Below are 11,870 nucleotides of genomic sequence, written 5' to 3' on the forward strand. Positions count from 1 at the left end.
CTTCGAGTGATTATGCAGCAGCATGATGTGTGGTAATACGTACTACTTTTTCTAAAACCATGGGCAATCTTCCCTACTACCTGCTTGGCGAGGTATTCGGCATCAAGGTCAGGTTGACGTTGGGCTGGATTGCTGCGCTGCGCTCGCAAAGACGGGACAGAGAAAAATGACCGCCGCACATATCTTGACTGCTGTCTTGGCGAGGCCCAACGGGCCGCGGCCATCCAGACGTTTTTCGGCGACCATGCATCGCTGCCATGGACATGACGTTGATGAGATGAGCCCAAAATGGAAATTTCTAAACAGCTTCTCAGCCAGATACCTGTATTGTTGTCCGGCTGTTTGTCCTTGAATAATCGTTGTTCCCTAAAAAGTGTGCACGACCTATCCGGTAACCGGATTCTGGCGTGCCGATTGATCGAGGAATGCTTTGATGATATTGCGCGGATTGATTTTGTTTATCGTTTGCTTGGGGTGGTTGCCAGGTTTATATGCACAGCCGGCAGCCGACGCATCGGTGACTGCAGAAACGGCAGCGCCGGCTAGCTCACAGGAAGTGTTGCAGGCGCTGCTGGAGGCCATCAATAAGATCGAGGCTGAACGCGTCCAGCTCAAGCGGCAAGTGAAACGCACTTCCGATCCAGCGGTGGTACAACAAATTGAGGCGCAATTAGAAGCACTCGATCGGGATCTGCAAGATTTGAAAAATTTATTTGAAGAGACCGCGACCGGTGGATTGAGCCTGTCAACGCTGGTTCACAAACCGAAAGATGCTTCCTTTAACTGGCAACGGGAGCTCGAAGAGATCGCGCGGCCAATACTCGACGAACTGAAGCAATTGACCGAGCGGCCACGCATGATAGAGCGTTTGAAGAGCGAGCGTGCAGTCTATGACGACCGGCTGCAGACCGCAAGCTCGGCCATAGCGGAACTGGAGGATACAATTGCGCAAACCGAAGCGGCAACGGTTAAAAAGGCACTTAATGCTTTGCTCGAGCAGTGGCAGGATCAGCGCGAGAGCGCCGAAAGGCGTTTGCAACGCATCCATGCGCAACTGCAACGCTTGAGCGCCCCCAGTGGTGAGCCAGGCAAGGAATTGGTCGCCAAGTTGCAGGAATTTGCCAGTGGGCGGGGACTGAATATCGTGTTGGCAATCAGCGGTTTCATGCTGGTTTACTTGCTTCTGGCCGGGCTGGAGCGCTTGCTCGGCAGATTGAACAGCCGGCGTCACGAACCCGGCACCCGCAGGATGGCCCGGGTCGCCATTTTGCTGTTCCGGACGCTGGCCATCATTTTGTCCATGTTTACCGCCATTCTGGTCTTGTATGTGCGTGACGATTGGTTGCTGCTGGGCTTGTTGATATTGCTGATCATCGGGCTGGTGTGGGGATTGCAAAAGTCGTTGCCACGGTATATCAAGGAGATCCGTATTCTACTTAACATGGGCAGTGTCCGGGAAGGGGAGCGGATTGTCTATCAGGGTATCCCCTGGAAAATTGCATCACTTAACTTCTATACCATCCTGCATAATCCTTTGTTGCATGGCAGTGGTCTGCTGCGCTTGCCTATTGATCGCCTGGTCGATATGCAATCGCGCCCTTATGCGCCGGAAGAGCCCTGGTTTCCCAGTCAGGAAGGTGATGTCGTTATTCTCGATGGTGATGTGTTCGGCAAGGTGCTGCTCCAGACTCCGGAAACGGTACAGATGCAGATTATGGGCGCGATCACGACTTTCAGTGTCGAGAGCTATCTGGCGAAGAATCCCCGTAACCTGTCACGAGACGGTTTTGCCGTGCCCATCACCTTTGGTGTGGATTATCAGCACCAAGATGTCATTCTGAGCGAGATCGTGCCAACGCTGCGTGCCTATCTGCAGGAACAGTTGGTGCAACAGCCTTTTCATTCCCATCTGAAAACGCTGTTGGTGGAATTCAATGAGGCGGCGGGCTCTTCGTTGAATCTATTGGTTGTGGCCATATTCACTGGTGCTGGCGCTGAAGATTACTGGTCAATCCGTCGCTTCCTGCAACGCACTGCGGTCAGTGCCTGCAATCAGTATGGCTGGATCATTCCATTCGATCAGGTGACGGTTCACTTGCCATCGACACAGCCACCATCATTGCCGTCGGTCGAGCATGTTGGATAAAACTATCCGCTACCCGTTTTGGCTATGTGCCTTGGCTAGTACTCCGTTCCGCCAAACCGCTTACATGAAATCGCGCCTTCTGCTGTCATGCGTTGTTGCAAATCCTCGCCATAGCTACGGCTATGACTGCGGTTTGCGCCTAGCCTGGCAGGCGAATCCATCGATTTCATTTGTAAGCTAATTGACGGAACGGAGTACTAGTGCTGACGGGTCAATGGATGTCTTGTTGGAATCAAAACCAGCTTTCGCAATCGAATTAATTCTATTGTGCCACGGCCTCCAACAAAATTCGCGACCGAAGCGTTTAGAATTTTGTTCAATGTCATTCATGTTTGGGTGTATCGTTAAGCTTGGAAACCCTAATGGAAGGCCTTGAAATAAGGGGAGGTGAAACCGGGTTTTTCATTGACCGAGATCAAAGTGAAGAATAAGTTCTCGTGCATGATATCCAAGTTCATGTGATTGTGAAGGGGTGAATAAATGATCAGACGAGTACTTATCCCGCTGGATGATACGGAGTTGGCTGAGCGAGCCATCCCACATTTGCTTCGTTTTGTGACGCCGGCGCAGAGCGAGCTCCTGCTCATGACGGCGCTGCCATCACCCATCCTAGCCGGACGTAGTCATGATAAACCGGCTGCTGTTTCAGGCGGGGGAGAGTGGCTCCAGGCTGTCGCACAACGACTTGGCCGGCTGGGTTTCAGGGTCAATCATCAGGTTTTAGCAGGCGCGCCTGCCGAGACTATTCTGAGTCTGGCAGAAGAGGCGCAGGTCGATCTGATTGCCATGTCTACACACGGCAGATCCGGCCTCGGTCTGGCTCTGCTGGGCAGCGTGGCCGATGAAGTGGTGCGCAATGCCCGCCAACCGGTCTTCCTGGCGCCGCCCCAGGCTCAGGCGAAGCCAGATTCGGTGCCCGGTGTCGTGCTTCTGCCGCTCGATGGCACACCGCTGGCCGAGACGGCGATTCCTGCGGCATGCCAGTTTGCACAGTTGACAGGGGCAAGCGTCCATATGATTCGTGTGGTGGATCCGGCTGATTGCCAGGACAGGCGTGTGGACGCACAAACAGCCGTAGATTTGAATGACACCGAGCATTCGCCTATTGTTCGGCAAGCAGTGGCTTACTTGGAGCGGATAAAATTGCGGTTGCAGCTTGCAGGTGTCGAATCCTGCTTCCAGGTCGCGCTGGGTGACCCGGTGAACGTCATTCCCCGGATTGTTCAGGCAGAGCAGGCGGATTTGATCGTCATGAGCACCCATGGACGGTCTGGCGTGGCGCGCGTGGTTCATGGGAGCGTGGCCGGCCAGATCATCAATCATACTACTTGCCCGTTGTTATTGATGCGCGGAAAAGTGCCGGTTGAGGTCTCCGAGCGTGACAGCCAGGTTGCGTTGTCTTTCAGCTAGGAGGCTGTCCGAGAATAGCGATCGTAGCGAGGGCGAGGCTGGTTGAGCAGGATTTTTCGATCATTTGAGGCGAATAGTCATTCTATTCAACGAAAAGGATCGAAAAATCCTGCCAGCCAGAATCGTCCGCAGTAGATCAGTCTATTCTCGGATAGCCTCGTGGCCCGCACTTCAACCGAATTCCAAGTTGGATGCCGATTGAATGCCGCGCCCAGCAGCCAGCCTTTCCGGCTTCAAGATAAATTTGAAGCCGCTGGTGATTTCGGTTAGAATGCCAGCTTTCCTAGGCGCGTAGCTCAGCTGGTTAGAGCACCACCTTGACATGGTGGGGGTCGTTGGTTCGAGTCCAATCGCGCCTACCAGGATTTTGCGAACAATCAGAATTCTGGTGCTATGCCTATTGATTCAATTCCAGTTATTCTTCCCAGTTCCTACCGGAAAATCATTCTGCCGCCAGTTTTGATGCCAACCAGCGTATGGCCTGTGCATTGCTTGCGGAAAATACCTTGTCTGCGGCTGCTTGCCAGGGTAGCCAGATGTGCCCCAAATGCTCGCGTGCAGCGATATTGACCGGGGTTTGGGCAGGTACTTCCAGACTGAACACATGCTCGGTATTGTGTGTCACGCCCGGCGGATAACGCCAGCGCCATTCTTCATAAATCTCGTACTGATTCCGTGTTTGCCAGTCGATCAGTGAATGGTCGCTTGCATCGATACCCGTTTCTTCATGGACTTCCCGAATAGCCGTTCGAGTGAGCGTTTCACCTGGATTCTGGCTGCCGGTTACCGATTGCCAGAATCCGGGATGATCAGCCCTTTCAAGCAGCAGAATCTGCAAGTCGCGGGTGTGAATGACGACCAGAACGGATACGGGGAGTTTGTAATCTTGCAACAGAGCGATCCAATTTAACTGTTGGCGATTTCGGTTTTGCGCAGGCGAATATGCAATTCCCGCAACTGTTTTTCTTCAACATTGCTGGGTGCATGGGTGAGCAGGCACTGCGCGCGCTGGGTTTTGGGGAACGCGATGACGTCACGGATGGAATCAGTGCCGGTCATCATGGCAACGATGCGATCAAGGCCAAACGCGATGCCGCCGTGGGGCGGTGCGCCATATTGCAAGGCATCCAGTAGGAAGCCGAATTTTTCCTTGGCCTCGTCATCGGTGATATTCAGGGCCTGAAAGACCTTGGACTGGACATCTTGCCGATGAATACGCACCGATCCGCCGCCGATTTCGACTCCATTCAGCACCATGTCATAAGCCCGGGAGAGTGCCTGGCCGGGGTCTGTGGTCAACAAATCCTCGTGACCTTCACGGGGAGAAGTAAACGGGTGATGCAATGCCTGCCAGCGGTTTTCTTCTTCATCCCATTCAAACATTGGGAAGTCCACTACCCAGAGCGGTTTCCAGGTATCCTCAACCAAGTCGCGTTCATGCCCGATTTTGACCCGCAGGGCGCCGAGCGCATCGTTGACCACCTTGGCCTTGTCGGCACCAAAAAATATGAGATCGCCATCTTGTGCCCGGGCTCGGGACAGTATTTCTTGCACAACCGTATCAGGCAGAAACTTCAGGATTGGGGATTGCAGGCCTTCCAGTCCCTTTGCCAGATCATTGATCTTGATATAGGCCAGGCCTTTCGCGCCATAGATTGCGACAAATTGCGTGTATTCATCGATTTCCTTGCGTGATAGTTCTCCTCCGCCGGGAATGCATAAGGCGGCGACCCGTCCATCGGGTTTTTGTGCGGCATCACGAAATACCTGGAAGGGGACTTCCCGCATCAGATCGGTCAACTCGGTAAATTCCAGGGGTATGCGCAAATCCGGTTTGTCCGAGCCGTAGCGGGACATGGCTTCGGTATGACTCAGTCTTGGAAAGGAAACGGGCAAATCGATATTGATCGTCGCGGCAAACAAGTGGCGGATCATGTCTTCCATCAAGCTCATGATCTCGTTTTCCGCAAGAAAAGAGGTTTCGATGTCGATTTGCGTGAATTCGGGCTGGCGATCGGCGCGCAGGTCTTCATCCCGGAAACAACGCGTAATCTGGTAATAGCGATCGAACCCGGAGACCATCAGCAGTTGCTTGAACAATTGGGGCGATTGCGGCAGGGCAAAAAAATGCCCCGAATTGACGCGGGAGGGAACCAGATAATCGCGCGCCCCTTCGGGCGTGGATTTGGTCAGTATCGGTGTTTCGATATCGATGAAGCCATGTTGATCAAGGAATGTGCGCACCGCCATCCCTACCTTGTGCCGCAAGCGCATATTGTGCTGCATGGCCGGACGACGTAGATCCAGATAGCGATATTCCAGCCGAATTGCCTCGCTCAGATTGTCATCATCCATCTGAAACGGAGGGGTGGCTGAGGCATTGAGGATGGTAATGGTGCTGACCAGAACTTCTATTTCGCCAGTAAAAATACCTGGATTGACGGTGCCTTCAGGACGATGTCTGACTGTCCCGGTAATCTCAAGCACAAACTCATTGCGGATTTTTTCTGCGATACCGAAAGCCTGCGTATTGTCAGGGTCGCAGACTACCTGCACGATACCTTCGCGATCACGCAAATCAATGAAAATCACGCCGCCATGATCGCGGCGGCGATGTACCCATCCATACAATGTGATCGTTTTATCCAGATAACGTGTGTTGATAGAACCGCAATAGTCAGTACGCATAAGATTACGTTTGTGTTGATTAAGTGAAATAGGATTCAATAAAACATGAATGGATGGGTAGTTTCTCGTGTTTTGCTATCCAGAGCTGGAAGCCGTGGATGCAGCATTCGAGGTGGCCGGGGCTGTGTTTGCCGTGGCCGTGGCGGCAGTTTCCTTGCCAGATTCCGGCGTGGATTTCGAGCTTGGCTGGGGTGCCTGCTTGTTCCTGAAATCAGTCACATACCAGCCGGTTCCCTTTAACTGGAAGCCTGCCGCAGACACTTTCTTGACATAGTAATCGCTACCGCATGCGGGGCAGTTTGTGATCGGCACATCACTCATTTTCTGTAAGTGTTCCTTCTCAAACCCGCATGCTTGACATGCATATTCATAGATCGGCATTGCTGTCTCCGTCGAATCAGATCATGAAATGAACCGGCATTATACTTGACAGCCGGTTCGATTGCTCGAGTGCGCATCTGCTGTAAAACAGCATAGGCAAACGTAGCGAATATGGAGGCGATGGCAAAAATATTAAAGTGGCTGCCTTAACTTTCTTTTCTTCCATACTTGTCTTCAAACCGGATGATGTCGTCTTCCCCGAGGTAGGAACCGGATTGTACCTCGATGATTTCCAGAGGCAAGCGGCCCGGGTTTTCCAGGCGGTGGGGCGTGCCCAAGGGGATGTAAGTCGATTCGTTTTCGCTCACCAGGTAGGCTTTATCCGCGCGCGAGACACGCGCGGTTCCCCGCACGACGATCCAATGTTCCGCCCGGTGATGGTGCATCTGTAATGACAGCGCGGCGCCCGGATTGACAACGATACGCTTGACCTGGAAACGTTCACCGGCATCGACTGCATCATACCAACCCCAGGGACGGTATATTTTGCGGTGTGAACGGATTTCAGGGCGCGCCTGCTGTTTCAGCTTGTCGACTATCTTTTTGACTTCCTGCGTTTTACTCTGATGCACGACCAATACGGCGTCGGATGTTTCAATGATCACCAGGTTGTCGGTCCCGATACAGGCGACCAGCCGATTTTCGGAAATGGCCAGTGTCTCGCGGCAGTCGTGCAACAAGACATCACCCCGCATGACATTGCCCGCGCCATCCTTGGGCAATGTCCGCCACAAGGCGTCCCATGCACCGACATCCGACCAGCCGGCAGAGAGCGGTACGATGGCGCCGGACGGTAAATCAAGCTGGCCCGCCGAGAGTTGCTCCATGACGGCATAATCAATCGAATCGCCGGGGCAGCCGGTGAATGCCGTTTTTTCCAACCGGCGGAAGTCTCCGTCGATGGAGCCCTGCAGCCAGGCGGAACGGCAAGCTTCGAGCATATCCCGTCGGCAGGCGGCGATGGCAGACAGCCAAACCGACGCCCGCATCATGAACATGCCGCTATTCCACAAATAATTGCCCGCCTCCAGATATTGCTGGGCGATGGCCGCATCCGGTTTTTCGACAAAACGGATGATCTGAAATGCACCCGATTCATCCAGCATGGGCCCATGCTGGATATAGCCATAACCGGTTTCGGGCGCATCGGGCTGAATGCCGAAAGTCACCATCAATCCGTCTGCGGCAAGTGGCATGCCTTTTCGAACTGACGCCTGAAAGGCGGGAATGTCGGTCATGACATGATCCGAGGGCATGACCAATAATACGGGATCACTATCATTATCCATTGCCGCCAGTGCCGCAATGCTCAGGGCTGGCGCAGTGTTGCGGCCGCATGGTTCGAGGATGATCGTGCCCTGTTTGTGCATGAGCCGCAGTTGCTCGGCGATGACGAAGCGATATTCCTCGTTACTGACAATGATGGGCGGTTGGACCGCAATGTCATCCAGGCCATCCAGCCGGCGTACCGTTGCCTGGAACAAGGAATCCTCGTCGATCAATGGCAACAATTGTTTCGGGTATTGCTCACGCGACAGCGGCCACAGGCGAGTGCCGGAACCGCCGGAAAGAATGACAGGTACAAGCAATTGTTTCATGTTCGGATGTCTATCAGTGGCAGGAAAAAGCGATAGGGTGGGTGATGACTGGGTTGCGCAATTGGAGTTGGAGCCATGACGGCGTCAAGCCAAATTGTCCGCCAGTATACTGGCAATGCGCTGTGCCGCCTGGCCGTCCCATAAGTGCGGCCGGCGTCCGATTTTGCCTTTGCCCTGCAGAATCTGGTCCACTTCAGTCAGGATGCGCACCGGATCGGTCCCTGCCAGAATATTGGTGCCTTCATCCAGGGTGATCGGCCGTTCGGTATTTTCCCGGAGGGTGATGCAGGGCACACCCAGGGCAGTTGTTTCTTCCTGCAGACCGCCGCTGTCGGTCAGCACGAGCGCCGCATCTTTCCAGAGATACAGAAACGGCATATAGGCTTGTGGGCCAATGAGTGTGATATTGGGTCCCAAATCAATGCCAAATTTCTGCAGATTGGCGCGCGTGCGTGGGTGTGCGGGGAGCACCAGCGGCAGGCGGTGCGCAATTTGTTTCAGGGCCTGACTGATGCGATCGAGTGTTTCGGGTTCGTCAACATTGCTCGGCCGATGCAGCGTGACCACGCCATATGCCTGATTGGCCAGCGCAGCCTTGAGTTGGCTGGTCTCGAAGGCCGAGGTATCCGCCCGCGCGAGCTGCTCGGCCTGATAAAGTAGATTGTCCACCATGACATGGCCGACATGGTGAATGGCGGCAGCGGGTTTCCCTTCCTGCAAGAGATTTTGCAATCCGCTCGGCTCAGTGACAAAAAACCAGTCCGTGATGCTGTCGGTCACCAACCGGTTGATCTCTTCCGGCATGCGCATATCACCGCTGCGCAAGCCTGCTTCGACATGTGCGACTGGAATATGCAGTTTCTTGGCCACAATCGAACAGGCGAGAGTCGAATTGACATCGCCTACCACCAGCACCGCGTCTGGCCGCTGCTGCAGGCAGTATTCCTCGAAAGCGACCATGATTTTGGCCGTTTGCTGGGCATGACTGCCTCCGCCGGCCGCCATGAAAATATCCGGCTGCGGAATGCCCAGTTCCTCGAAAAAGACATCGTTCATTTCCCTGTCATAATGCTGACCGGTATGGACAATTTTGTAGCTCAGGCGTCCTTGTTGCTGGAGTGCGCGAACGATGGGCGCAATTTTCATAAAATTTGGACGTGCGCCGGCGATGAGGTGAATTTTCTGGGGCATGTTTTCCTCTTTGTCAATCAAACATGTGCAACTTGCGCGAGAATGGCGGACTGGCATATCCAACCTGGATGCCTCGATCGTCCCTTTGGTTGTCAGCCAAACATATTGTGAGCAAAAGCATACTGGCTCTATATGCACGCCGATTCAATGGGCGACAACGCCCTGAAATGGAAGCGCCGTGCCGTATGTCTTGCTGCAGCTTGTCCAGCCGAGGCATCCAGTTTCTATCTGTATGATTGTAAACCATCCACCAGGCAAGACCATGTGGATAACAGACCTTTTTGGGAATCTGTTCCCGATTAGGAGGCTGTCCGAGAATAGCGATCGTAGCGAGGGCGAGGCTGGTTGAGTTGGATTTTTCGATCATTTGAAGCGAATAGTCGTTCTATTTAACGAAAAGGATCGTAAAATCCGGCCAATCAGGCTCGTCCGCAGTAGATCAGTCTATTCTCGGACAGCCTCCTAGGCAAGACTTGAGTCATGGAGTGCGCCTGCCAATAAGAAGCTATTTGGAAATTTCCGTTTCAGGCACATGCCTACAAGGGTGCGCTTGTGCACCATCCAACTGACATTAAATTACAGTTGTCGGGAAAAAGTCTGGCTGCGCGATTATCCGCTCCGTGAATGATGTACATGCGCCCCGGCAATGCAGCCCAACGTCAACCGACCTGGATGTTTGCCTTGCCAGGCAGGGCTGGTTTATCAGGCAACCTGTTCAATTGATGCCGTTTGTGCGCCCGAGCCTGGTGAGCAGTTTGGCATGCAGGCCATTGAAGCTGCCATTGCTCATAATTAGGACATGGTCATCAGGGCGGGCTGTGGAGGCGATTGCTTCAATCATGGCCATGAAATCCGGATATGTGCCGGCCTTGCCGCCGAGCGCTGCCAGCGCCGATTGTACGTCCCAATCTGCCTGGTGGGTGTAACAGAAAATCCGATCGGCGGGTGCCAGGCTTGCAGCCAGGCTATCTTGCCATGTGCCGAGCTTCATGGTATTCGAACGCGGTTCTAATATAGCGATGATACGCGCTGGACCAACTTGCTCACGTAGGCCGGCCAGGGTGGTGCGGATGGCTGTGGGATGATGGGCGAAATCATCATAGATACGAATGCCATTGACTGTCCCGTGTAACTCCATGCGCCGTTTGACATTCTTGAAACAAGACAAAGCCTCGATGCCGATATGCGCGGGCACACCGGCATGGCGGGCGGCGGCAATTGCCGCCAATGCATTCATGCGGTTATGTTCGCCCAACAGCCCCCAATGCAAGGTACCTTGCGGCTTGCCCTGGAAAGAAATTTGCAGGGCTTGAACGGATTCTGTCACTGTTTGCCAGCCATCATCGGTTCCGAACAATTCGACTGGCGTCCAGCATCCACGCGATAGCACGCGTTGCAAGGCGGCCTCGCGGCCGTTGGCGACAATCAGACCGTTGCCGGGTAGGGTGCGGACAAGGTGGTGAAATTGGGTTTCGATAGCTGCCAGGTCTGAAAAAATATCGGCATGATCGTATTCCAGGTTATTCAAAATGGCGGTCCTGGGTTGGTAATGTACGAATTTCGAGCGCTTATCGAAAAAGGCGGTATCGTATTCATCGGCCTCGATCACAAAGAAAGGTGACGTCGTTTGGTCGCCGTCGATTTTCCCAAGACGGGCCGACAATCCGAAGTTTTCCGGCACCCCGCCAATCAGAAAGCCTGGAGACAGCCCGGCGTAGTCCAATATCCAGGCAAGCATCGCGCTGGTAGTGGTCTTGCCATGAGTGCCCGCAACAGCCAGCACCCACTTGTCATGCAAAATATGCTGAGCCAGCCACTGCGGCCCGGAGATATAGGGCAGGTGGGCGTCGAGAATGGCTTCCATCAGCGGGTTGCCGCGAGTCACGACATTGCCGACCACGAACCAGTCTGGTTTGAGCGCGACTTGTTCGGCACCATAACCCTCGATGAGTTCGATCTGCTGGTTGATCAGTTGGGTGCTCATCGGTGGGTAAACGTTCGCATCGCAACCGGTTACAATATGACCGGCCGCGCGCGCAAGAAGGGCCAATCCGCCCATAAAAGTGCCGCAGATGCCAAGAATGTGGATGTGCATGAATGACGTGAGAGGAATCGTTGGATAATCGAAGGCCGGCGTCTGAAAAAAGCTGCATAGACGCTGTGATTATACCGCTAGCCCGAATATTGCACGAACCTAATGAGATGCTGGATTTGTTTATGTGGCCGTAGCTTTATTGCGTACCCGCCCTGGGTGCGCAATGATTTCATGATTTCTTGTGTGAAATCCATATCGATAGCGGGCCAAAAGGGAAGTGTCAGGGCGAAGGTTTCTAAATATTGATTGTATTAACGCAAGACGTGACCCCGAGCTTTCTTGAAGATTTGTTGCCCAGTGCTGGAGATCCATCCAGGGAGGTGGGGAGGCCACCAACCGAACTGTATAAGGAAATGAAAGC

Annotated in this window: 9 protein-coding genes, 1 tRNA gene and 1 pseudogene; 5 read left to right on the forward strand and 6 right to left on the reverse strand. The window is 53.7% G+C overall.

Annotated features, from left to right (window positions below):
• Positions 1-29 precede the first annotated feature (29 nt).
• The 4 genes from ABTW62_RS09125 to ABTW62_RS09140 all read left to right on the forward strand — a co-directional run bounded on the left by ABTW62_RS09125 (position 30) and on the right by ABTW62_RS09140 (position 3,918).
• On the forward strand, positions 30-170 hold the full coding sequence (locus tag ABTW62_RS09125; protein WP_430904271.1) for a hypothetical protein: 141 nt from the start codon (positions 30-32) through the stop codon (positions 168-170).
• Positions 171-430: 260 nt separating this feature from the next.
• Entirely contained in the window at positions 431-2,146 is a 1,716-nt protein-coding gene (locus tag ABTW62_RS09130; protein ID WP_430904272.1) for a hypothetical protein, read from the forward strand.
• 480 nt (positions 2,147-2,626) lie between these two features.
• On the forward strand, positions 2,627-3,556 hold the full coding sequence (locus tag ABTW62_RS09135; RefSeq protein WP_430904273.1) for a universal stress protein: 930 nt from the start codon (positions 2,627-2,629) through the stop codon (positions 3,554-3,556).
• Between the two features lie 285 nt (positions 3,557-3,841).
• Positions 3,842-3,918, forward strand: a tRNA-Val gene (locus ABTW62_RS09140).
• An 80-nt stretch (positions 3,919-3,998) separates the two neighbouring features.
• Here ABTW62_RS09140 and nudB read toward each other — a convergent pair.
• Together nudB and aspS are read right to left on the reverse strand one after the other, a co-directional pair.
• Positions 3,999-4,448 carry a dihydroneopterin triphosphate diphosphatase gene (gene nudB, locus ABTW62_RS09145; protein WP_430904274.1) on the reverse strand — a complete coding sequence of 150 codons (450 nt, stop codon included), beginning with the start codon at positions 4,446-4,448 and terminating at the stop codon, positions 3,999-4,001.
• Between the two features lie 14 nt (positions 4,449-4,462).
• Positions 4,463-6,244, reverse strand: coding sequence for an aspartate--tRNA ligase (gene aspS, locus ABTW62_RS09150; protein WP_430904275.1), 1,782 nt, complete (start codon positions 6,242-6,244; stop codon positions 4,463-4,465).
• Between the two features lie 67 nt (positions 6,245-6,311).
• Between aspS and ABTW62_RS09155 the strand changes: the two genes are divergently transcribed.
• On the forward strand, positions 6,312-6,518 hold the full coding sequence (locus tag ABTW62_RS09155) for a hypothetical protein (protein ID WP_342707066.1): 207 nt from the start codon (positions 6,312-6,314) through the stop codon (positions 6,516-6,518).
• Between the two features lie 11 nt (positions 6,519-6,529).
• Here the strand turns inward: ABTW62_RS09155 and ABTW62_RS09160 are convergent.
• The 4 genes and pseudogenes from ABTW62_RS09160 to mpl all read right to left on the reverse strand — a co-directional run.
• A pseudogene (locus tag ABTW62_RS09160) lies at positions 6,530-6,625 on the reverse strand (FmdB family zinc ribbon protein); the annotation flags it as partial.
• Between the two features lie 146 nt (positions 6,626-6,771).
• On the reverse strand, positions 6,772-8,223 hold the full coding sequence (locus ABTW62_RS09165; protein WP_430904276.1) for a mannose-1-phosphate guanylyltransferase/mannose-6-phosphate isomerase: 1,452 nt from the start codon (positions 8,221-8,223) through the stop codon (positions 6,772-6,774).
• A gap of 84 nt (positions 8,224-8,307) precedes the next feature.
• Positions 8,308-9,414, reverse strand: coding sequence for a non-hydrolyzing UDP-N-acetylglucosamine 2-epimerase (gene wecB / locus ABTW62_RS09170; protein ID WP_430904277.1), 1,107 nt, complete (start codon positions 9,412-9,414; stop codon positions 8,308-8,310).
• 715 nt (positions 9,415-10,129) lie between these two features.
• Positions 10,130-11,509, reverse strand: a complete 1,380-nt coding sequence (mpl, locus tag ABTW62_RS09175) for a UDP-N-acetylmuramate:L-alanyl-gamma-D-glutamyl-meso-diaminopimelate ligase (RefSeq protein ID WP_430904278.1) — start codon at positions 11,507-11,509, stop codon at positions 10,130-10,132.
• Positions 11,510-11,870: the final 361 nt, after the last annotated feature.

The organism is Nitrosomonas sp. ANs5 (assembly GCF_050584665.1).
Classification (GTDB): domain Bacteria; phylum Pseudomonadota; class Gammaproteobacteria; order Burkholderiales; family Nitrosomonadaceae; genus Nitrosomonas.

Coding starts and splice junctions, on each gene's coding strand:
- ABTW62_RS09135 (WP_430904273.1), top strand. CDS start 2,627: ATGATCAGACGAGTACTTATCCCGCTGGATGATACGGAGTTGGCTGAG.
- aspS (WP_430904275.1), bottom strand. CDS start 6,244: ATGCGTACTGACTATTGCGGTTCTATCAACACACGTTATCTGGATAAA.
- ABTW62_RS09165 (WP_430904276.1), bottom strand. CDS start 8,223: ATGAAACAATTGCTTGTACCTGTCATTCTTTCCGGCGGTTCCGGCACT.
- wecB (WP_430904277.1), bottom strand. CDS start 9,414: ATGCCCCAGAAAATTCACCTCATCGCCGGCGCACGTCCAAATTTTATG.
- mpl (WP_430904278.1), bottom strand. CDS start 11,509: ATGCACATCCACATTCTTGGCATCTGCGGCACTTTTATGGGCGGATTG.